Origin of the sequence: Gimesia sp. (assembly GCF_048262075.1) — a bacterium.
Taxonomy (GTDB): domain Bacteria; phylum Planctomycetota; class Planctomycetia; order Planctomycetales; family Planctomycetaceae; genus Gimesia.
The window spans coordinates 114,123-136,117 of record NZ_JBLXFK010000007.1 but is presented as its reverse complement, the minus strand read 5'-3'; the positions used below and the strand labels follow the sequence as shown (position 1 = coordinate 136,117).

16 protein-coding genes are annotated in these 21,995 nt (G+C 48.6%); 14 read left to right on the top strand and 2 right to left on the bottom strand.

Annotated elements, in window-relative coordinates; all coding sequences use genetic code 11:
* Positions 1-213: 213 nt before the first annotated feature.
* Entirely contained in the window at positions 214-1,446 is a 1,233-nt protein-coding gene (locus tag ACN0YH_RS15385) for a tetratricopeptide repeat protein (protein WP_417380461.1), read from the bottom strand.
* A gap of 269 nt (positions 1,447-1,715) precedes the next feature.
* On the opposite strand from ACN0YH_RS15385, the gene rpmF reads away from it, so the two are divergent.
* The 6 genes from rpmF to ACN0YH_RS15355 all read left to right on the top strand — a co-directional run bounded on the left by rpmF (position 1,716) and on the right by ACN0YH_RS15355 (position 7,519).
* Positions 1,716-1,895 (top strand): 50S ribosomal protein L32, encoded by a 180-nt coding sequence (rpmF, locus tag ACN0YH_RS15380; RefSeq protein WP_417380460.1) that lies wholly within the window; start codon positions 1,716-1,718, stop codon positions 1,893-1,895.
* Between the two features lie 6 nt (positions 1,896-1,901).
* On the top strand, positions 1,902-2,903 hold the full coding sequence (plsX, locus tag ACN0YH_RS15375; protein ID WP_417380459.1) for a phosphate acyltransferase PlsX: 1,002 nt from the start codon (positions 1,902-1,904) through the stop codon (positions 2,901-2,903).
* Between the two features lie 49 nt (positions 2,904-2,952).
* Positions 2,953-3,861: an ACP S-malonyltransferase gene (gene fabD / locus ACN0YH_RS15370; protein ID WP_417380458.1), complete on the top strand. Its 909-nt coding sequence runs from the start codon at positions 2,953-2,955 to the stop codon at positions 3,859-3,861.
* A gap of 391 nt (positions 3,862-4,252) precedes the next feature.
* Complete coding sequence (acpP, locus tag ACN0YH_RS15365; RefSeq protein WP_002649181.1) at positions 4,253-4,486, top strand: acyl carrier protein; 234 nt, start codon at positions 4,253-4,255, stop codon at positions 4,484-4,486.
* A gap of 84 nt (positions 4,487-4,570) precedes the next feature.
* The gene (gene fabF, locus ACN0YH_RS15360) at positions 4,571-5,815 is read left to right on the top strand and encodes a beta-ketoacyl-ACP synthase II (protein ID WP_417380457.1); all 1,245 of its coding nucleotides are present in this window, start codon (positions 4,571-4,573) and stop codon (positions 5,813-5,815) included.
* A gap of 402 nt (positions 5,816-6,217) precedes the next feature.
* On the top strand, positions 6,218-7,519 hold the full coding sequence (locus ACN0YH_RS15355; RefSeq protein WP_417380456.1) for a beta-ketoacyl-[acyl-carrier-protein] synthase family protein: 1,302 nt from the start codon (positions 6,218-6,220) through the stop codon (positions 7,517-7,519).
* 179 nt (positions 7,520-7,698) lie between these two features.
* On the opposite strand, the gene ACN0YH_RS15350 is transcribed toward ACN0YH_RS15355, so the two are convergent.
* A complete protein-coding gene (locus tag ACN0YH_RS15350; protein ID WP_417380455.1) occupies positions 7,699-9,120 on the bottom strand; it encodes a tetratricopeptide repeat protein in 1,422 nt (473 codons plus the stop codon).
* Positions 9,121-9,967: 847 nt separating this feature from the next.
* On the opposite strand from ACN0YH_RS15350, the gene nusA reads away from it, so the two are divergent.
* The 8 genes from nusA to ACN0YH_RS15310 all read left to right on the top strand — a co-directional run bounded on the left by nusA (position 9,968) and on the right by ACN0YH_RS15310 (position 21,851).
* Positions 9,968-11,512, top strand: coding sequence for a transcription termination factor NusA (gene nusA / locus ACN0YH_RS15345; RefSeq protein WP_417380454.1), 1,545 nt, complete (start codon positions 9,968-9,970; stop codon positions 11,510-11,512).
* Between the two features lie 104 nt (positions 11,513-11,616).
* On the top strand, positions 11,617-14,415 hold the full coding sequence (infB, locus tag ACN0YH_RS15340; protein ID WP_417380453.1) for a translation initiation factor IF-2: 2,799 nt from the start codon (positions 11,617-11,619) through the stop codon (positions 14,413-14,415).
* Between the two features lie 38 nt (positions 14,416-14,453).
* On the top strand, positions 14,454-14,873 hold the full coding sequence (gene rbfA, locus ACN0YH_RS15335; RefSeq protein ID WP_417380452.1) for a 30S ribosome-binding factor RbfA: 420 nt from the start codon (positions 14,454-14,456) through the stop codon (positions 14,871-14,873).
* 79 nt (positions 14,874-14,952) lie between these two features.
* Positions 14,953-15,882: a hypothetical protein gene (locus tag ACN0YH_RS15330; RefSeq protein ID WP_417380451.1), complete on the top strand. Its 930-nt coding sequence runs from the start codon at positions 14,953-14,955 to the stop codon at positions 15,880-15,882.
* Positions 15,883-16,220: 338 nt separating this feature from the next.
* The gene (locus tag ACN0YH_RS15325) at positions 16,221-18,494 is read left to right on the top strand and encodes a tetratricopeptide repeat protein (protein WP_417380450.1); all 2,274 of its coding nucleotides are present in this window, start codon (positions 16,221-16,223) and stop codon (positions 18,492-18,494) included.
* A 110-nt stretch (positions 18,495-18,604) separates the two neighbouring features.
* Positions 18,605-19,357, top strand: coding sequence for a YebC/PmpR family DNA-binding transcriptional regulator (locus ACN0YH_RS15320; RefSeq protein ID WP_417380449.1), 753 nt, complete (start codon positions 18,605-18,607; stop codon positions 19,355-19,357).
* Between the two features lie 31 nt (positions 19,358-19,388).
* A complete protein-coding gene (locus tag ACN0YH_RS15315; protein ID WP_417380448.1) occupies positions 19,389-20,477 on the top strand; it encodes a DUF975 family protein in 1,089 nt (362 codons plus the stop codon).
* 306 nt (positions 20,478-20,783) lie between these two features.
* A complete protein-coding gene (locus tag ACN0YH_RS15310) occupies positions 20,784-21,851 on the top strand; it encodes a hypothetical protein (RefSeq protein WP_417380447.1) in 1,068 nt (355 codons plus the stop codon).
* Positions 21,852-21,995 lie beyond the last annotated feature (144 nt).

The window sequence follows — 21,995 nt, the reverse complement described above, 5'->3', positions numbered from 1 at the left end:
CTGGCCGGCCTGTTAAAGTGTTTCTATAGCTCGGGATACGATCAAAACTCGGATGTCTACGACTTTGGGGTGGTCTGCCGTATATTTCTTTAAGTTTAATCAAATTAGACGTTTACGAAGAATGTCGCTGATTTGGAATGACCGTATTTACGCATAAAACAGCAGAGAATGAACAAAGACGATCAAAACTGAACAGCTTGTTGAATCGGTGCACTATTCAATTTTGGGAGGAAGTTTTTCAGACTGCCATTTTTTGAACTGGGGTGAGGCGGTGAATTTTTCGATGTTTTCCAGTTCGCTGAGATCCAGGTCTTCATAGGCAAACCCGAATTTGGTTTTGAGGGTTTCCAACTGCTTAATGGTTTCGTCAAAGTTACCCTGCATTACCGAAATATTAAGCAGATGCAGGTAGGGTTGCAGCAGATCAGGTTCGATTTCAGATGCTTTTCCGGCATATTTTCCAGCCAGATTGATGTCACCCATTTCGATCAAAATACCAGCACGCAGGGAGTACAGATAAGGATCCACTGTTTTGAGTGAAGCGGAAAGGCGATCCAGGCTGTCGATTGCCTGAGGATATTGTTTTTCCATGCTGAAATAATCGATACTCAGAAGTTCCGCAGCGGGGTCCTGGGGATGATACTTGCGATAGACGTTTAACACCTGCTGGTATTTTTTGCTGTCTTCTTTTGCAATCGAGTCTTGTGCCAGGAAGAGCAGGACGATTTTATCGCTTTTGTATTGAGTGGGAAGTTGTGTATATGCCTGAAAAGGATCTGATTTCTCATCTGTCGCAGTCAGGAAGTCGTAGCGTTTTTTTTGATCCAGAATTCGTGTTTTTTGTTCGGGAGTCAGCTTATCCTGATTTGCTCCATGGGCTTTATACAGCTCTGGTAAATACAATCGCTGCAGAGACTGGGAAATCAGTTCTCCTGTAGAAAGGCTGTCGATATCGATGATTTTCAGTTCGCCGGAATCCTGTTTTTCAACAATCAAAGCCTGGTAGTTGAGGGTCCAGTCGGGTCTGAGGAAGCGGAAAATAACCTTATATTGTCCGTCTTCTTTGCGCATGGCGAGGAAACGATAGTCAGCCCCATTGGCGACTTCCGCGAGAATTTCTGAGTCGATCCCCTGGTTTTCAGCGGTGTAAGCGGCTTCAAGCTGCTGGCGAACGGGTTGAAGTGCCTGTTGGACGGCGGAATTCTGTTCATATTCTGCCAGGACTCGATTGATGAAGGCCTTCCAGTCAAATAGAGCTCGGAATTTTACCGGATCCTGAGCAGAGGCGGTATCCTGAATCTGCTTCCCAAATGCCTGAAGTTCCTGTGGAGTCATCTGTTGTGGCGCAGCAGAGACATAATTCTGTAGGAGTAGAATCAGAGCGGTGACTGTCAGGATGCCCCGAAAGGTTCGTGAAACAGGGGTTTTGAGGCGATGATCCATCATTGCGATACTCGATTTCCTGGGGTCCTGGGGGGGCAAAGTGTGTACTGATGTTTTGATTACGCGAATCAATACGAAAATATCATTTTTGATATCGTCTGATGTAGGCCCTGTAGCTTGACAGTTGTTTTGAAAATTGCATAGTATGTTCGATTCCTGTCAGAAAAGCTGGTATGAGAGATCTCCGTGCGCTTACAGGGTCTAATAAGAGTGTTAAGTTACGTATAACGTTTAGTTTAAGATAAGTCAGGTGTTTTAAGGCGGTCTTTTTCATGGCAGTTCCTAAAAGACGGATGTCAAAATCCAATTCTCGTAAGAGACGCAGTCATAATGGTGTTAAGGCAACTAAGCCCACCTATTGCCCACAATGTGGTACCGCGTCTCCTTCTCATGCCATTTGCCCTCATTGTGGTTTCTATCAGGGTCGAACCATCGTTGATACTGAGGACTAGTGGTCAATGCGGATTGCACTGGATGCAATGGGGGGAGATCATGCCCCTGAACCGAACATAACAGGAGCGATCACTGCTCTGCAGGCGGATCCTGCACTCAATGTGGTTTTAGTTGGTCCTCGTGACCTGCTTGAAGCTCAGGTTGAAGCATCGGGCTATAATGGCGATCGTCTTTCGATTGTCCATGCCAGTCAGGTTGTGGGAATGGAGGAAAAACCGACTGACGCCATGCGTCAGAAATCGGACAGCTCCATTTCTGTCTGCTGGAAGTTGATGGCAGCTCGAGAGGTAGATGCGGTTGTGAGTGCCGGGAATACCGGTGCGGTTGTCGCCTCTGGTTTGAAAACCCGCCTGTTCCTGAAAAGTGTCAAGCGTCCCGGGATTGCAGTGACTTTGCCTACCAGTGCCGGTCATGCCGTGCTGATGGATGTCGGTGCGAATCCTTCGGCCCGACCTTCTCATCTCTACCAGTATGCCGTGATGGGTGAGATCTATGCCCGCGAGGTATTGCGGATTGAGTCACCCAAGATTGGCCTGATTAATATCGGCAGTGAAGACGTGAAGGGGAATGATCTCTATCGCGACACATACCGCCTGCTCAATGAAGGGCTTCTGAAAGACAGCTTTGTCGGCAATGTCGAAGGTCGCGGGCTCTATCAGGGGGAAGCTGACGTATTGATCTGTGAGGGTTTTGTCGGCAATGTGGTCTTAAAGGTCAGTGAGGGGATGGCTGATTTTCTGATGAAGGAAGCTTCCCGACAGATCATCGGCAGTCTGGATACCGAGCGAGATAAGGCCAAGCTGGCATTTCAGGAGATGGGCAAGCGGTTCCATTATCATGAAACGGGCGGCGCACCGTTACTTGGGATCGATGGGATTTGTATCATTTGCCACGGTTCCAGTGATGCTCACTCGATCGCAAACGCATTGAAGGGAAGTGCCATGTTCAAGAATCGTGGCATCAATTCGCAGATCGCTGAGCATCTGGCGCAGAAGCCTGTTGCCTGAGTCGGCATCTTAACTAGCAGTGCAATTCCAAATATAGAGGGATCGACTCGTGAGCAGAATCGCTTTTTTATTTCCCGGACAGGGTGCTCAGCATGTCGGAATGGGTAAAACGATTGCCGAAAATTATCCGGCAGCCCGTGAGCTGTATGATCGCGCTTCAGAAATTCTGGAATATGATCTGGCAAAGCTTTGTTTTGAAGGTCCCAGTGAAGAGTTGGATTCGACTGTCATCAGTCAACCTGCTTTGTTTGTCACCAGCCTGGCCGCTTTGGAGATGTTGCGGGCAGATTCACCCGACAAGGTTCTGGCTTGTGAGATGGCGGCTGGTTTGAGTCTGGGCGAGTATACTGCCCTGGTTTTTGCGGGAGCGATGAGCTTTGAGGACGGACTGCGTGTGGTGCAGCGTCGTGGCGAAGCAATGCAGGCTGCCGCCGATGCGAATCCCTCCGGGATGGTCAGTATTCTGCTGCTGGATCGGGAGAAGGTCACCGAGATCTGTCAGTCCGCGTCTTCAGCGGGAAAGATCTGGGTTGCCAATTATCTCTGTCCCGGGAACATCGTTCTGTCTGGTGAAAACAGTGCCTGCGAACTGGCAGCGGAGCTGGCTGAGCAGGAGGGGGGACGAGCGATTCCCCTGGCAGTGGCGGGAGCATTTCACACGGAAATCATGAAGCCGGCTGACAGTCGCCTGTCAGAAGCCTTGGCGGGAGTTGGTCTGAAAAAACCGGAAATTCCCGTGATTTCCAATGTTGATGCGGAAATTCATGAAGAACCCGATGAGATTCGCGATTTACTGGTACGTCAGGTGATTAGTCCTGTGCTCTGGGAGGATTCCCTGCGGACGATGCTGGCGTCAGGTTTTGATGAGTTTTATGAAATCGGTCCTGGTAAGGTTCTGAAGGGTTTAATGAAACGCGTCAATCGAAAAATTTCCTGTGAAACGGTTAACGATTCATAGGGGGTTCGACGGTAAGTTTCTGTGCGTGTTTAAATAAAGCATGCAAAGGGACAGTGGTGTCGCGGGGTACATTTTTGCTGGCAATTCAGAGCTTGATCTGGTCTATCAATTTGTGCTACAACAACTTACGCGGGAACTCTGAAGAAAATTCTGTAGAACCAAAAATCGTGGGTTCTCAGACTGGTAAAGTCAGCCCGATCAAATTATGAGAGAACTTTGGGTAAGTAGACAAGACTCATAAATCTTGTCTCATTTTAAGGTTTACATAATTCGGGAAAGTGGATATATCATCGCTACATCTGTAGGCGAATGCATCCAAGTTGGTCTGGTAATGATGTTTCCAGCCATCCTGAAGTTAAAAAAATCACTAAGACGGTGAAGGAGAAGAAGAGTGTCAATTGAAGAAAAAGTGGTTGGTATCGTTAGTGAGCAATTAGGCCACCCTAAAGAAGATATTACGCTGGACAGCAAATTTATCGACGACCTCAAGGCCGATTCTCTGGACATTGTAGAGCTCGTAATGGAATTCGAAGACGAGTTTGATGTGACCATTCCTGATGACGACTATGACAAAATCAAAACTGTCGGCGATGTAGTTGGTTACATCACTGAAAAGGCAAGCTGAACGCGGTTCTGTTCCAGTCAGCTGAACTGTCCTTTGTTTTGAAACTATCTGGTCCTGTCTTTTCATTGTAGGAAGTGTTCACGAATGCGCAGGAGAGTTGTCGTTACCGGAGTATCTGTTGTAACGGCTCTGGGTTTAGATGTCTCAGAGTTCTGGGACAAGTTATGCGCTGGTAAAAGTGGAATTGGTCCGCTGGAACGCTTTGACTGTTCAGACTACAAAGTTCGTTTTGGTGGAGAGATCAAGGATTTCAATGCCAGCGAATATACGAATATCTCAGCGAAAGATCTGAAGCGTGTTGATCGCTTTGTGCAGTTCGGTCTGGTAGGCGCTCATATTGCCTATCGCCAGGCTCAACTCGAAGATTTTGACGGTGATCCCTATCGCAGAGGGGTTCTGGTCGGTAGTGGGATTGGCGGTCTGAATGAGATCGAAAGTCAGCATGACCGACTTTACAACCAGGGGCCGGCACGTGTTTCTCCTTTTATGATTCCCAAGCTGATGGTCAATGCTGCCAGTGGGAATATTTCGGTCACATATGAGTTAAAAGGACCGAACAGCGCTGTGGCAACTGCCTGTGCCTCCGCTACTAATGCGATCGGGGATGCGTTCAAGCTGATCCAGCATGATGTTGCCGATATTATGGTTACTGGTGGAAGTGAAGCCGCGGTGACTCCGATGGGGTTATCTGGTTTTGCCCGCATGAATGCTTTATCGACACGCAATGATGACCCTCAGTCTGCCAGTCGTCCCTTCGATCGTGATCGGGACGGATTCGTCATGGCTGAAGGAGCCGGCATCATTGTACTCGAGGAGTACGAACATGCTAAAAAACGGGGAGTTCCGATTCTCGCGGAAGTCATCGGTTATGGTATGTCAGCAGATGGGACTCATATGACAGCTCCCGATCCGGAAGGGCGGGGTGCTGCTCGCGCGATGCTGCATGCGATTAAGGATGCAGGCGTCAATCCAGAGGATATTGACTATATCAATACCCATGGTACGAGTACTCCATTGGGAGATGTGGCTGAGACTGCCGCCATCAATTCTGTTTTCAATTCACATGTAAAGCAGATGCCGGTTTCCAGTACGAAGGGGCATCTGGGGCATCTACTGGGAGCATCAGGGGGTGTCGAGTTTGTTGTGGGGGTGAAAGCGTTGCAGGAACAGGTAGCACCTCCGACAATTAATCTCGATAATCCAGACGAACAATGTAATCTTGATTACATTCCCAACGAGCCTCGTGAAATGAAGCTGAACAGGGTGATGAAGAACAGTTTCGGGTTTGGTGGACATAACGCCTGTCTGATTCTGCAGAAAGCGCCTTAGGGCGCCTTGGTTTCTGGCATGCTGCTCTGATTTCTGCCCTCTTTTTGGGTTGGCCTGTAAGGGGTTAGAGTTTTCCCGAATAATTCCTGATCTGGTTGTCGCTTCAGGCTTGAAAATCGGCGCATGATCGTCTTAGCTATCCCTTGTTGCAGCTGCTTAACTGGGTCAAAGTGGTGTATGTCTGTCTGTGTGTAGTCGTTTTATGGGGTTAAGTCGGCTTGCAGGTCAGGCATCGTGATCCCTCAAATTCTTCTTCTCTAAACATGGTTAACTGCGTCAGCGGTTTTTCCGATTGAAACAGGCAAGGCTCTTGTCTGGGAAGAATTATGATCTACGATGAAGATACATTATTTCGAGTGCAGCTGGCGTAGTTGATAAGCGGGACTTTCTTAAGAGATTCAAATGAATACAGAATCAAAGCGACGAATTCTGATTACCGGGATGGGGATTCTCAGCCCGATCGGAATCGGAGTGCAAGCATTTCAAGACAGCCTGATGAGCGGGAAATCAGGAGTCAAAAAATCCGAACTCTTCTCTCATCTGGCAGCCCCTGATACCTGTGTTGCAGAAGTTTCCGACTTCAATGCTACCACCATTAAAAAAGAGTATCTGAAGCAGCAGCGGAAGAGTCTCAAAGTGATGTGCCGCGAGATTCAGCTGGGCGTCGCTTCCGCAAATCTGGCGATGGAAGATTCAGCCCTGGATCTCTCAGCAGTCGATAGTGAGCGTTTTGGGATCGAGTTCGGTGCCAATCTGATGCTCAGTCCTCCTGAGGTTCTGGTAGGGGCTTGTATGGCCGCTTCTGAAGGGCATGAGTTTCAGTATCAACGCTGGGGTGGGGAAGGCCTGTCCAAAATGGAGCCATTGTGGCTGCTTAAGTACCTGCCCAACATGCCTGCCTGTCATATTGGTATCATCATTGATGCCCGGGGTCCAAACAACTCAATTACACAGGCAGAGGCGTCCGGAAATCTGGTGTTGGGGGAAGCGCAGCGCGTGATCGAGCGAGGCTGGGCAGATGTCATGGTTGCTGGTGTGACCGGAACCCGGGTGCACGAAGTGAAATCCATTCATGCGAAATTCTGGGATCAGCTGGCAGATTCCCCTGCAGAGTTTGAGAAGCGTTCACGCCCATTTGATAACGCACGCACCGGGCAAGTCCTGGGAGAAGCTGCCTGTTCGCTTTTGCTGGAAGAGAAAACACACGCTGAGCAAAGAGGCGCAAAGGTCTGGGGTGAAGTGTTGGGGACCGGCGCTTCATGCGTTGTGAAACGGGATGGGTCGGTGGATACCAAAACGGCAATTTCCAATGCCATCAGGTTGGCATTGAAGAGGGCTGATGTGGAAGTGGGAGATATTGGCCATATCAATGCTCATGGCTTGGGTGAGCAAGTGATTGATGTCCAGGAGTATCTGGCCATCCAGGAGATTTTTGGTGACAAGGCCAGCGAAATTCCTGTTACTGCACTAAAAAGCTACTTTGGTAATTCTGGTTCAGCCTGCGGGATCGTAGAGGCCAGCGGATCGCTGGTAGGATTGAAGCAGGGCGTGATTCCTGCAACGCTGAATTATGAAACTGCTGATCCGGATTGCCCGCTTAACGTGGTTCGTAATGAGCCACTGGCAACAGATAACAAGCTGTTTCTGAAAATCAGCACAACCACTTTTGGTCAAGCCAGTGCCTCTGTGATTTGTGGTGTCTGAGTCGACTGTCGGAGTGAAAATCAAAAAGCCTCGTAGGGAGTTGTGATCCTTACGAGGCTTTTATTTTTTACTGATTATTCTTCAAGGCTTGAATGCATCACATTTCAGCATAGCGTCGTGAATACTATTTTACTCACTCCAAATGCCTCTGGAGACGCGACAGTGTAACTGGACACCGTCTAGAATTTCTTCATTGCATACTGAGAGCCACGATAGGCGGACAGGCCCTTCATGTTTGTGTTCAATGAGGCCTGGAAGTTCTGGGAAGCGGTTGCAGTGTCACCGCTCAGAAGCGATTTCTCCCCGATGAAGAAGTAGGCTTCACAGATTTGAGCTTTCGCACGTTCTACGTCTTTCTGGTCTATGGAATCGAGCAGTTCTGTATTGGAGATGGCCCCCATCAAATAGGCAAGCAGGTTATCGATGGAGTCACGGGTGTCCGGTTTTTTGGCAATGACTGACTGGAATCTGGCGTCAGCTGCTGATTTCTGGTTGCTCTGAGTCATTGCCAGATAGATCCAGGGGTCGAGAACTTTCATCTGTTCCGGGGCCAGCTGTGCAGCCAGTTTGAATTCAGCCAGGGCGGCTGGGTAGTCATGATTAAAGAAATAGGAGAAACCCAGGTCGGAATGCAGGGCCGGGTTTTGTGGGTCCATCTGAACTGCTTTTTTCTGATCTGCAATGGCCTCTGTGATTTTGCCCTGCAGGAGTCGGGCTTCTCCACGCATCCCCAGAACAAATGGCTGATTGGGCTCAATCGACAGGGACTGTGTCAGGTCGGCTTCCGCGGTATCGGGTTTGCCGCCTTCCAAGTAAGCAAAGCCACGGTTGGTGATGGCGTGGTGGTACTTCGGGTCGATCCGGATTGCCTGGGAAAAGTCATTGATGGCTTCCTGAAGCTTTCCCTGCTGCTGATAAAACATCGCCCGGTTATTGTAGACCACAGGAGAATTGGGCTGTTTCTGAATTACCTGATTGAAGCTGGTCAGGGCCATGTCGTTGTTGCCAGCTAAGGCATAGGCGTCCGGCAAGGCAAGAAGTGCTGCGAAGTGATCAGGAGACAGTTTGATGGTTTCTGTAAAGTCCTGTGCTGCTTCCTGCGGTTTGTTTAAAGGCAGGTAAATCATGCCACGCTGATAATGAAAGTTGGCTTTTTCTTCCGGGGTGAGCGTCGGGCGGGCCAGAACCTGGTTTGCGACACCTAAGGCAGTCTCTGCATGGCTTTTCTTGTTTTCCATAACTGCCAGATTCATCATTCCGTACAGGTAAGGCAGGTAATAATTAACGTTCTGGTTCTGGCTGAAGCGGATTGCCTCGCGGGCATCGCCGACTCCTTCGCGGATAGACTGGACGTTACCTTGCTCGCGACCTGCTTCGACGCGGGCGCTGGCCCTCAGGTAATAGGCAACGTGATCGTCAGGCTTCTGCTGCAGGACTTGGGAAGTGATTGCGATCGATTTTGCGTAGTCCCCTTGCTGCTGTGCCTGGTCAGCCTGGATTTTCTGTTGAGCATAAGGGTCGTTTGTAGTGGCGGGGGGTTGTGCAGATGCGGAGAGCGGGATTCCAAAGCAAAGAACCAGCAGAGGCAAAAAGCGAGACATTGCAGGGTTGTCCTTCAAAATATGAGGGTAGAATGTGTGGCTCATTCGAGCAGATTCAACATGACGCAGGCACTTTCAGTTGCAGTGATCCAGAATCGATCTATCTGAAAGTTGCTGTTAATGAACACTGAAGTCGCACAGCCATCTGTAAAAGAAGTGGTCGCCAATTTCAGGGCTCTGTGTATGATACTATAGAAGTTTTGTATTTCGATGGAGATCAATCTGCTCTCATCATGAAGAAAGTGCTGAATTTGATCTTAGCGAGGTTTGAGCGGTGTGTTGGGAAAACTGCCCGGACACTGTACGTACGATTCGTACCTTGTGCCATTTTGGTAAATCAATTTCGGTGAAGTTAAGTCGTTATGAAATAGTTGCCTGCGGTGCTTGACATCTGAACGCGCGAAGATTAATTTCACTTGATAGTGAAGTATTCATTGTAGTGGTGCTTTATGCGCAATTGTTTTGCGTACTGGTGTTCAGTATGCATTGTGCTTGCAAGGGGTGACATGCCGCTGAGGCTGTTTGTTTCTTTGTGATGAATCGGCATTCGTAAACTCGAATGGAGTCCTCAAATATGTAGGCTGGTTGGAACACGAGCTTTCGCTCACCAATCCGATTGTCGCGTTTGATGTATTGAAAAATGCCAACCGCGGCTACGCCTGGATACCGTTTTGCGGTGGTGCGGGTAGTCATAAAGTGGGCATGTTCCCGCTTTTTTTTGTTAATAGCGGTATCGCAGGGGCTTAGGTTCCCGCGGTATATAAATAGATTTGACCAGTTCAGGTCTTGTTTGAGTAGTTTTCGAGTCAGTTGAAGATCTCAACTGTCGAATGAAGGAAACACAATTATGGACGGTAAGGAAGTTCTCCGGATTGTTGATGCCATTCAACGCGATAAAAATATAGATAAAGAGATCGTGTTTGGTGGAATTGAACAGGCCATCCTGTCAGCAGCGCGTCGGCACTTTGGAGATGACCATGAGCTTTCTGTAGACATTGATCGAGATACAGGCGAACCGACCGTTCTTTGTGATGGCGATAAACTGGGGAAGGACATCCTGGGGGAAATCTTGGGTCGTGTCGCTGCACAGACAGCCAAGCAGGTCATGATACAAAAAATCCGAGAAGCGGAACGCGACACGGTCTTTGATGAATACATGGAGATGCAGTACCAGTCGGTTTCGGGAACGGTTTCTCGTGTCGAAGGCGGTGCAGTGCTGATCAATCTGGGCAAAATCGAAGGGATTCTGCCGCGGGGTGAACAGATTCCAGGTGAGTCTTTTCGTGTAAATGACCGCGTCCGAGCCGTCGTTCTGGATGTGCGTAAAGCAGGGAGTCGGGTCAAGGTGATCCTTTCTCGAACTCATCCTGATATGGTACGCCGATTATTTGAACTGGAAATTCCGGAAGTGGCAGATCGAATTATCGATGTGCGTTCCCTGGCACGAGAAGCCGGTTACCGATCAAAAGTTGCTGTGTCTTGTATTGACAGCAGTATCGACTGTGTTGGTGCCTGTGTCGGAATGCGGGGAGCCCGAATTAAGAATATCGTTGACGAGTTGGCCGGTGAGCGGATTGACATTGTTCGCTGGAACGATTCGTTACAGGTGCTGGTGCCGAATTCCCTCCAGCCGGCGGAAGTGGAAGATGTCATTCTGTGTCCCATGCTGGGCCGGGTGATCGTACTGGTTCGGGATGACCAGTTGCCTCTGGCGATTGGCCGTAAAGGTCAGAACGTGCGTCTGGCTTCCAAGCTGGTCGGCTGGGACATTGAAGTTATGACGCAAACTGAACTGGATGAGCAACTGGATAAAACAGTGGAAGCGTTTTCTTCCATCCCAGGTGTTTCTGAAGAACTGGCAGAAAGTCTGGTTTCCCAGGGTTTCTTCAGTTACTACGACCTGTCTGTAATTGAGCCGGATCAACTGGCGGAACTGGGGGGCTTGACTGCGGAGCAGTGTGAGCAGATTGTCGAAGTGGCAGACCGGGAAAGTGAACGTGTTGAAGCGGAAGAAGAGGCAATGCGGACCGCTCAAAGAAGTGCTCCTGCCGGTGTCGAACAGAAATCTGTTACAACGATAGAGGATGAGTCACCGGAAGAAAAATCTGCAGTGCAGGAAGAACCTGCCACAGAAGAAGTATCTGCTACAGAGGAAGAAACAGCAACTCAGGGCGAGCCTGCTGCAGCGAATGAGTCGGAGTCCACAGAGGAAATAACCTCGGAAACGGCTGTTGCTGAAAATGAGACGGTTGAAGAAACCGTTACAGATGTAAATGATTCAGAGAATACTGCAGAGGCAGACGTAACGACTGTTTCTGAAGAATCACTGGTTGAAGAATCGCCAGTGAATGTAGAAAATTCCGCGGAAGAATCTACTGAGAAACAGGAATAATTCGTTCGATTAAGTGTGATGAGGCTGTTGTCTCATCAGGCATGTCGTTTCAGTCTGATCAGACTTGTAAACGTATTGCAAATTTGTTCACGGGAGAAGGGCTGTTGAAGATTCGTATTTTTGCTCTTGCAAAAGAGTTGGGAATGGACAGCAAAGTGCTGATCGATGAATGTAATAAGGCAGGAGTGAAGTTGAAAAACTCCGCTTTGGCCAGCATTACGCCCGAACAACGTGACATTGTCATTGCCTATCTGGATGAGAAGGGTAAGCCTGCTGATAGTGCATCAGCCGAGTCGGCGACTCCCGAGACTTTGACGCCTCAACGGGAACCACCAAAGTTGCGCAATATCAAGACGATGTCCTCCCGTCCGCAGGCATCTCGTTCCTCTACTCAAAAGTCATCCAATACCTCTGATGAAGATTCCTATTCTGAAGAAGGAACATCTGGGGTGGTGGTTGAGCAAGAGGAAGTGGAACCTGTTATAGAAGATGAGACGCCAACCGTCCAGGATGATGAGTCCGTTGAAGAAACAGTGGAAGTCGCCGAAGGGCGATCGGCGGCACTTAAGCGTCGATCAGAGGAATCAATTGAGGATACTGAAAAACCAGAGGCTGATCAGGCAATGACCCGGGATGATTATGTTCCTGCGGGAGGTGCCTCCGGTTCTAATATTCGAGAAATGAAACCAATTGGATCTAACCGTTCAAGCAAGCCACAGCCGAAATCGAAGCCGAAGTCAGCATTGCCGAACGTTGCAGCGCCTCCAGCCTATAAGCAGCCGGTAATTCCAAAACCCAAGAAAAAAGAAGAGAAGGCGCAAAAGCCGGAAGTGCGTTTGACTGCTGATATTCTGGAGCAGAAAAGCCCCTTGGCTGCTCACCTGGCTCAACATACAGAACAGAAAAAGAAGGAGAAGGATCGCGATCCTCAAGATGATGATTCGAAGACCCGTCGTGGCAGCCTGAGCCTGGTCGAGGCGCGTAAGCAGCGTCGTGAGCAGCGGAAGGAAGGTCGTCGGGGATTCTCAGGAGAGGGTGGTGGAGAACAGCAGGATGTTGTGGGCCGTCGTCCCCGCCGTTCCAAGCGGAAGCACGATACGGGTAATGTCGTCCACAAGACCGAAGCGGAAGTGGAAGTTCCGATGACCGTGCGCAGTCTGTCTGAAGCGATGGGACGCCCTGCAAAAGCCATCATGTCCATTATGTTCAAAGAATTTGGTGAGATGGTCACCATTAACCAGATTATCGAAGAAGATGTTGCCCTGGCCGTCGCGATGGAACTGGGAGTTGATTTAACCTTCAAGCGGCAACGAGGCGCACTGGAGTCGGTCAACGAAATTGTCGAGCAGGAAGATGCTCCAGAAGATCTGGTTACCCGCCCACCAATTATTACCGTTCTCGGACACGTCGATCATGGTAAAACAACTCTGGTTGATACGCTGAGAAAATCCAATGTCAAAGTGGTTGAAGGTGAAGCAGGCGGCATCACGCAGCATATCGCCGCCTATCAGGTTGAATATAACGGCCATAAACTGACTTTTGTTGACACACCCGGTCACGCCGCTTTCAGCGAGATGCGATCTCGGGGGGCGAATGTAACTGACATGGTAGTGCTGGTTGTTGCTGCCGATGACGGAGTGATGCCTCAGACGGCTGAAAGTATCAGTCATGTAAAGGCATCAGGCGTTCCGATGGTCGTGGCACTGAATAAAATTGATTTGCCAGATATCAATGAACAGAAAGTTCTGCAGGAGTTGGCTTCACAAAACGTTCTGCCCTCGGAATGGGGTGGCGAAACAGAAGTGGTCCGCGTCTCAGCCTTAAAAGAAATGGGGCTGGATAACCTGCTGGAGACTCTGCTGGTGACAGCCGAACTGCATGAGCTCAAAGCCAATCCCAATCGGCCTGCCGTGGGAGCCTGTCTGGAAGGTTTCCGCGATGAAGGTCGTGGTTCAGTAGCCTGGCTGATTGTTCAGAAAGGGACGCTGCGGATTGGTGATGCCGTGATTTGTGGTAAATCGTACGGTTATATTCGTGCCATGTACGATGATATGGATCAGCAGATTGAGGAAGCACCTCCCTCCATGCCCGTCAAGGTGACAGGTCTGGATTCCGTTCCCGGTGCAGGCGATCATTTTGTGGTTGTGGAAACGATCGATCAGGCGAGAGAGCTGGCAGAAGAGCGACGTCATGAAGGTCGTGCCGACACGCTGTCCCGACACAGTGGTGGCCCGCGGACTCTGGAAGATATTCTGGGTTCAGCGGTTGAAGGGGCAATTCAGGATCTGCCTTTGATTCTCAAAGCAGATACTCCAGGCTCTCTCGAAGCCATTCGCAGTGAAATCAATAAATTTGAGCATCCAGAAGTCCGGGTCAAAATTCTGCACGAAGGGATTGGCGGAGTCAACGAAAGTGACGTTTATCTGGCGAGTGCCTCGAATGCGATTATTATCGCGTTCCATGTGGTTGCGGAAGATCGTGCCCTCAATCTGGCGACGCAGGAAGATGTTGAAATTCGTCGTTACAGTATCATTTACGAAGTGGTGGATGATATTCGGGCGTCACTGGAAGGCATGTTACGTCCCGAACTGGTTCAGGAGCAGACCGGGCGTGCTCTGGTTCTACAGACATTCTCCGTCAGCCGGTTTGGAAAAATTGCCGGTTGTCGCGTGCTGAACGGTACGATCAATCGAAATGATCGTGTGCACGTGATTCGGGATCAGAAGATTCTGAATCAGTATCCAATCGCTTCGTTGAAGCGTGAAAAAGATGATGTCAAGGAAGTACGCGAAGGTATGGAGTGCGGTATTCTGCTCTCTGGATTCAATGATATTAAAGAAGGAGACCTGCTGGAGGCATTCCGGATTAACGAGGTGAAACGAACTCTCGAATCCAGTTCGTAAGCGGGTTCAATTCAAACAGGAATGCTGGTGGAAACTGAATGACATCACGTCGATTAGAAAAAATCGCGCAGGCGATATTAGAAACAGTAAGTACAACGATTCTGCTGCATTTGCGCGATCCTCGGATCCGTGATGTGACAGTCCTGCATGTTGATGTTGCACCTGATGTGCAGTCAGCCAAGATTTATATTTCGATCATGGGAGATGAAAAGACAAAAGCACTTTGTATGCACGGTCTGGAATCTGCTAAAGGGTTTCTCCAGTCCAAAATCGCAGATCGGATACAGACCAAGTATACTCCCGTGATCAAGTTTGTGCTGGACACTGCTGTTAAAGATACGATGGATACGATTCGTATACTGGATGAGTTACAGATCGAGAGAGAAGCGGAAGAGTTAGCGGAAAATTCTTCTTCGGAAGAAGAGCAGGGCACTGAAGAAGAAACTCCTCAGGAATAGCAGGCAGTGCTTTCGTCCATGAAAAGAACTGTTTTCATTACTTTCCAATTGATACATCTCAAATATTGTACAGACAGATATGGTTGCTAAAAAAATTTCCACATCGGATAAACAGGCTGTTTGCAAGAAGCTGATTGCGTCACTTAAAAAACGCTACTCGGCCACTTTACCGAAATACGATCGTCCCGTGCTGGAGACCATTCTGCATGCGATCTGCCTGGAGAATACAACAAACGAAAAAGCAGACGAAGTATTCGACTCTCTGCTGGATGGCTTTCATGATCTGAATGAGATTCGTGTCAGTACGATATCGGAGCTCGAACTGGTGTTTGCAGATGTCGGTGATGCTGAGTGGCGCGCTTACCGTATCCGGACTGTATTGCAGTATGTGTTTGATAAAGAGTTCTGTTTTGATCTGGAGATGCTGCGAAAGAAAACGCTGGAGCAAGCTCAGAAACAGCTGGCCCGCATGAAAACCCTAACGCCTTTTGTGTTACATCATACGTTACAGGTTATACTGGGAAGTCACCTGGTACCAGCTGATGAAAAAATACTCAATGCCAGCAAATGGCTGGGATTGCTGTCGGAAGATGAGTCAATTGAAACTGCAAGTGACACATTGAAGTCCGCTGTGCGGAAGACGGATGCGCCCTTGTTCAGTCATCTATTGCGTTGCCTGGCGACTGACGAAGAACTGGCTGCCGACTTCAATCTGGCAAAAAATCCGCTTCCCGAGGAGGGGGTTGATTTGATGAATGCCCCCAGTCGAATGGAGGCCATGTTCGCCAATCCGCTATCGAAGCAGAAAAAGAAAGTGGTAAAAAAGAAGAAAGCGAAAGCTCCTTCAAAAACAAAAACGACGGCGACCAAAGTCAAAAAGAAAGTCCCCGCGAAAACAAAGGCTGCTAAAAAGACGGTCAAAAAAACGACCAGGAAAACCCCTGCAGCGAAACGCACTACGACCACGAAAAAAGTTCCGAAAAAGAAATCCTCTTCTACCAAAAAGTAAGTGGTCAGCGGCATAATCAAGTGAAACACGCTGGCTGGTCTGCTTGAGTCGGATATCTCCTTTCCCGTATTTACACGAGACTGTATCCAGTTTTACGGTAGCGCTTCCAGGGCTGTTTGGCCCGAGTATATTAGATTGAGAGACATTATACTTAAATGTGATGCGCTCCAGATCTTCTGTTTCCCAAAGCGAAAATAACGGAATCCTGCAAAACCAGGCTTGGAGAAGGTAGTGAAGACGCGTTACAATGAACAGACCCGGCAGGATGTTGCGCGCCTGCAGTTACCGGTTTCTGATTGAGTTTAGAGATTCTCTATTTCTAATAATGGAGTGTAAAGATGAGTCGATTTCCCCGGATGCTAATATTGAGGGCCTGTCTGCTACTGTTGTTAGCAGCATTTGTGTCGACAGCCAGCTTGGATATTCTGTCAGCGAAAATGCCAGGGAAGAAAGGGGGCGAAAAAGATTCTCAAAAACAGAAGGCCCCCAAGGTCTTCTCCCTGGAAGAAGGGATTGCCGATGATGTAGTGCTACCCTTTGTACCTGCGACACCACGCACGCCCATGGATGAGAAAGAGATCGATTCTGCAGCCTGGTATATGACCGGGCGGATGCGTGAAGCACGTAATGATTTTATCGGTGCCTACGATGCCTATAAAAAAGCAATGGAATATAATCCCAATTCCATTGAAATTTACCGGGTTCTGATCAGGCTGGCTTCCGGGCTGGATAAGACCGATGAGGCAATCGAATATGCTCAAAAGGCAGTGGAACTGGATCCCGAAGATTATGAACTGATGCGGAAACTGGGTCTGCATATGGCAGGACAGGGACGTTTTGAAGAGGCGGTCACGTTTCTGAAAAAAGCTTCTGACTCTCCTTCGATTGATAAGAAATCGGGAGTCTATGTCATTATTCAACACGATCAGGCAAACCTGTATGAGCGGCTGGGGAAAAAAGAGGAAGCCGCCCAGTGCTGGGAAGCCGTATTTCGTGCCCTTACAAAACCGGATGAATTTACATTCGAGTACAATACACGCTCGCAACTGGAAGCCAAGAAGGGCAAGTTGTATGAGCGAATCGGACAGTCCTTTCTGGAAACCGACCGTCTCAAGTTGGCGGTAGACGCTTTCAATCAAGCAGCCGAATCGCAGAAGGGGCGTCCCGGAATCTTAAAGTACCACCTGGCGCAGGTTTACTACCAGTCCAAACAGTATCAACAGGCTTTGGATTCACTGCAGTCGTATTTCGATGAGCAACTGCAGTCCAAGGGGCGTAAAGCATACGAGTTTTTAGCGGAAATTTTAACAAAGTTGGATCGTTCAGACGACCTGATTCCCCAACTGGAAAAACTCGCGGAAAAGGATCGCTTTAATCGAACACTGCATTATTATCTGGCAGAACAATATGGTAAAAACGGGCGTTTTGCTGACGCCGAAAAAACTTATCTGGAATCAATAGGCGACTCTTCGAATACGGAAGGCCTGGCAGGGCTCTTGTCGCTGTATCAGAAAAATCAGAAGTATGCGGAGTTGATCGAAACCCTCTCTAAGCTCGTACAGACCGGGGACGGCGTTCAACGAATCCAGTCCAATCTGGAAGAGATGTCCAAAGATCCGGAACTGGTAAAAGGGCTCATTACAGAAGCGGAGAAGTTGAAGAAAAAAGACCCGCCCGGAGTGGATGTGTTTTCTGCATTCATCATCGCGAAGCTTGCTTCCGAGGCCGATCAGAAACAGGCTGCTGCTGAGTTTTTTCAGTTTGCCATGGATTCTGCTGCCAAGCATGAAAAACCACAGATTCGCGGTAACTGGACGCTGTTAATCCTTCAGGAATACAGCCAGTTGCTACGCGAGGAAGACAAATATGGAGAGCTTGCTGTTCTGCTGCAGAATGCTGTTGAGAACCCATTGCTGGCACCTCAGCGGATCAACCTGTTGTATTTCCTGGCTGATGCACGTGAGCGAAACGGAGAGACAGAAGCAGCGCTCAAAGTGAATGAAGAAGCACGACAGGCTGCGCCGAAGTTCCCTCTGCTGGATTATCAGCATGCCTGGATTTACTATCACAGCCATGACTGGGATAAGGCGATTGTGCAGATGCTCGGCTTCATCAAGAAATATCCGGAACAGAAAGAGCGTGTCTATCAGGTCAGGATGATGCTCTCTAATACCTATGTGCAGCAGGGGGATATTGCCAAAGGGGAAGCCGTCCTGGAAGAGATGCTGGCGGACGATCCTGAGAATCCCTCTATCAATAATGACCTGGGTTACCTGTATGCTGACCAGGGGAAAAACCTGGAAAAAGCGGAAAAGATGATTCGGATCGCGCTGAAATCCGAACCGGACAATATGGCTTATCTTGACAGTATGGGCTGGGTTCTATTCAAGCTGGGACGTTTTCAGGAAGCAGCAGGATATCTTGAGAAAGCCAGCAAGTTGCCAGGCGGTGGAGACAGTACGATTCTGGATCATCTGGCAGACTGCTACCACAAACTCAATAAAACCAAAGAAGCGAATGAGCTCTGGAAGAAAGCGCTGGAAGAAGCACAACAGTCCTCTCCCGCAGATCCGAAATTGATTGATCAGCTTCAGAAAAAACTGAACCAGTAATCGATTTCCTTCCCCGTCCATTTATTGTAGTATAAGGCTTGGTTTTATTCTTTTCTGCGTCCTTCGTTCGCAGTAGATTCACGCATACTTGGAGCTGAGCAAAGTTACAAATGGCAGGTCATTCTCATTGGGCAAATATCGCGGCCAAGAAAGGTGTGGTCGATAAGAAACGAGGTAAACTCTTTGGCAAGTTGAGTCGTGCGATTATCGTCGCGGCACAACATGGCGGGGGAGATCCGGTCATGAATCTTGCGCTGCGGTATGCGATCGACAAGGCCCGTAAAGCCAGTATGCCGAAAGAAAATATCGATCGTGCTGTCAAAAAAGGCTGTGGTGAATTATCCGGTGAAAATTTTGAAGAACTGGTCTACGAAGGCTATGGTTCCGCGGGTGTGGCTGTCTTGTGTGATATCCTGACGGAAAACCGAAATCGAACCGCCGGTGAAGTTCGCAAGATCTTTGAAGTGCATGGCGGAAATCTGGGCAGCACGGGGTGTGTCGCCTGGATGTTCGAACGCAAAGGTCTGTTTCTGATTCCCTCTGATGCGATTGAGGAAGATGAACTCTTTGAAGTCGCGCTGGAAGTGGGCGCAGATGATGTAACTGCTAACGGAGATGTTTTTGAGGTCACTTGCAGTATAGATGCATTTCAGCAGGTTTCCGAAGAATTTGAAAAACGTGAGATACCTACGAATCTGGCCGAGCTGTCACGAATTCCGGATACAACCGTTGATCTGGGAGTAGAAGATGGTAAAAAAGTATTGAAACTCATGGAAGCGCTGGAAGATCATGATGATGTGCAAAGCGTAACTGCGAATTTTAATATCCCGGACGATATCATGGCAGAGGTTACAGCCGACTAAGCACCAGGCAGACAGGACAGGGGATCCCACTTTGACGATTGAATTCAGTTGCTCGCATTGTAACAAAGTCCTGAAAACCTCTGATGACAAAGCCGGACGTCGTGCCAAATGCCCACAGTGCGGAGAGCCAATTCTTGTCCCCGCGGCTGATCCCTCTGCTTCAATGGATGACGGTTTTGATGGCTTTGATCCACTTGATTCCGAGTCACCCGTTCCGGAAGATCAGAGCTTTCTGGCTGAAGGTCCCGTGCGGGAAGAGGACAGCTTTCTGGCTGAAGCTCAGATGGATTGTCCCATGTGTGGGGAGTCCATTCCCACTGGTTCAAAGCGGTGTCAACACTGTGGAGAAACTCTGCAGGCGGGGGAATGGGTACCCCGCAAGATTAAGGTTGGAGAAATATTTTCCCGCACCTGGGAAGTATATAAAGCAAACCTGGGATCAATCATTGGAATCCATATACTTGCCTATGTCCTGTATGTCGTGGCGGCAGTCTTGACCGTGATTGTTTTAATAGTAATTGGTTTTGCAGGCGCTTTAGTATTAGGACAGATCGAACCAGGACTGATGATTGTATTTGGAGCCATCTTCTACATCATTTTAATATTGCTCATCTACAGTATCGTATTTTATCTGATGCTGGGGGTCATGAATTTTCTATTGAAAGTGGTTCGGGGTGAACATCCTGGAATGGGAGAAATCTTCAGTGGAGGTCCTTTTTTAGGCAGAATGGTCCTCTGTAGCATTGTGTTTCTGCTTGCTTATACTGCTGGGCTGATATGCTTGATTATCCCTGGTTTGATTGTCGCCTTTATGTTCTGGCCGTATGCCTATCTGCTGATTGACCGGAATTTACCAGGAATTGATGCTTTCACTGAGTCCAGAAAAGTCACAAACGGAAATAAGTTCAGTATGTTCCTGGTCTATCTGATAATGGCTGGCGTGATGATGGTACCTTACGGGGTACTGTTGATAATGATGTCTTCCATACAGCAGGGGGGGCCTGCACAAGTTCTGGTACTTCTGATGTTTTTCGGTTTCATGGCATTCGTGTATCTGATGGTGATCCCATTTTCCATGCTGCTTAGTACGGTAAGTTATGCAGAGATGACTTATCAATAAGCGTCGTTACAGCCGGTCGGATTTGAATTCGATTCTCTCCTACTGGTGATGATCTGCCAGACTCACAAGCTGAGATTGGACTGTGTCCAGTTTTGCTGTAGCGTCTCCAGGTCCATTTGGTCCGGGTATATTAGATTGACAGACGCTATGGTTAAATGTGATGCGCTCTAGAATCAGACAGGCATTCGCGGAATGTGTTGTTCAAGGGTATAGTCAGGCTTGCATTTATCGTGATTTGTGGACATGATCGCAGTGTCGTTTCGCAAAAACTTTATTCATTGACGAGATGGAAAAAGGTCTGGTGTTTTGACAATTGAGTTTAGTTGTCCTGGTTGTGAAAAGGTTCTGAAAACCTCTGATGACAAAGCAGGGCGTCGTGCGAAATGTCCACAATGTGGAGAACCGATCACAGTACCCGCCGCGCAGGAACCGGATCTCTTTGATGATGGTTTTGAGCAATTTAGTCCCGATGCGCCTGTTCCGGAAAGTAATCGCTTTCTGGTCGGTTCGGAAACTCCGGCAGACATTGAATGTCTCATGTGTGGTGCCGCTAACCCACACGACGCGCTGGTATGTGATTCCTGTGGTGAAGTGATTCGGAACACCGTCAACCAGAAGTGGGAACCCAACCAAATTAAGGTTGGTGAAGTTTTTTCGCGCTCATGGCAATTGTATACCGAGCATCTGGGGCTTTGTGTGGCAGTGCCCTTCCTGGCCAGTCTTCTGAGCGGACTGGTTATTGCAGCAATTGTTTTAGTGGTATTTGCGATTGTCTATGCGACGGGAGATCTCCTTGTCAATAATGGTCCGCTTGCCATTCTCATGGGAGGGGGAGGATTTGTGATCTTATTCATCGCCCTTGTAATTGTACTCAATTATATTGAAGCCGGTACTCAGATTGTTTTCCTCAAAATCGCCTTAGGTGATGATGCTGAACTGGGCGATCTATTTACTGGAGGTCGCTTTGTACTGCGAATGATACTTTGTGGTTTTGTCTTTCAACTGGTGGTCGGGTTTGGAAATATGATCTTCTTTCTGATCGGTTTCTTTCTGACTCTGTTGTTCTGGCCATATCCCTATCTGCTCATTGATCGAGATCTACCTGGAATTGAAGCCTTTACCAGTTCGATTGATCTCACAAAAAAGAACCTGCTGAGTATGACGCTTGTCTTTCTGGCAATTATAGGTATCCCTGTATTGCTAGGGGTTGGACTTGTTGTCGGCGGGTTAATGCTGGTTGAGATTTTGAATGTTTCCCCCTTACCGGTTATGCTTGTTGGTGGGATATTTGCCTTTATCGTCTTTGGTTTTGTGTACACTTTTCAGCTGCTGGTGAAGGCTGTTGCTTACCGGTGTATGACTCGCATTGAATGATTCAAGTGACTGCAGGGGTGGTTTTTTCAGACACCTGCCTGCCTTTAGCTCGAAAGGCGTCATATTAAATCAGGATTCAGAGCAGGGAGCTGCTTCGGGGGTTTTACGGCAGGGGCGTTGGTTTGCTATGATACCAACCGTCAA

Excerpts from the sequence above, each read along its gene's own strand:
- ACN0YH_RS15330 (WP_417380451.1), top strand. The coding sequence starts at position 14,953 with ATGGTTGCTAAAAAAATTTCCACATCGGATAAACAGGCTGTTTGCAAG.
- rpmF (WP_417380460.1), top strand. The coding sequence starts at position 1,716 with ATGGCAGTTCCTAAAAGACGGATGTCAAAATCCAATTCTCGTAAGAGA.
- rbfA (WP_417380452.1), top strand. The coding sequence starts at position 14,454 with ATGACATCACGTCGATTAGAAAAAATCGCGCAGGCGATATTAGAAACA.
- nusA (WP_417380454.1), top strand. The coding sequence starts at position 9,968 with ATGGACGGTAAGGAAGTTCTCCGGATTGTTGATGCCATTCAACGCGAT.
- ACN0YH_RS15385 (WP_417380461.1), bottom strand. The coding sequence starts at position 1,446 with ATGATGGATCATCGCCTCAAAACCCCTGTTTCACGAACCTTTCGGGGC.
- ACN0YH_RS15320 (WP_417380449.1), top strand. The coding sequence starts at position 18,605 with ATGGCAGGTCATTCTCATTGGGCAAATATCGCGGCCAAGAAAGGTGTG.
- ACN0YH_RS15325 (WP_417380450.1), top strand. The coding sequence starts at position 16,221 with ATGAGTCGATTTCCCCGGATGCTAATATTGAGGGCCTGTCTGCTACTG.
- fabF (WP_417380457.1), top strand. The coding sequence starts at position 4,571 with ATGCGCAGGAGAGTTGTCGTTACCGGAGTATCTGTTGTAACGGCTCTG.
- ACN0YH_RS15350 (WP_417380455.1), bottom strand. The coding sequence starts at position 9,120 with ATGTCTCGCTTTTTGCCTCTGCTGGTTCTTTGCTTTGGAATCCCGCTC.
- ACN0YH_RS15355 (WP_417380456.1), top strand. The coding sequence starts at position 6,218 with ATGAATACAGAATCAAAGCGACGAATTCTGATTACCGGGATGGGGATT.
- plsX (WP_417380459.1), top strand. The coding sequence starts at position 1,902 with ATGCGGATTGCACTGGATGCAATGGGGGGAGATCATGCCCCTGAACCG.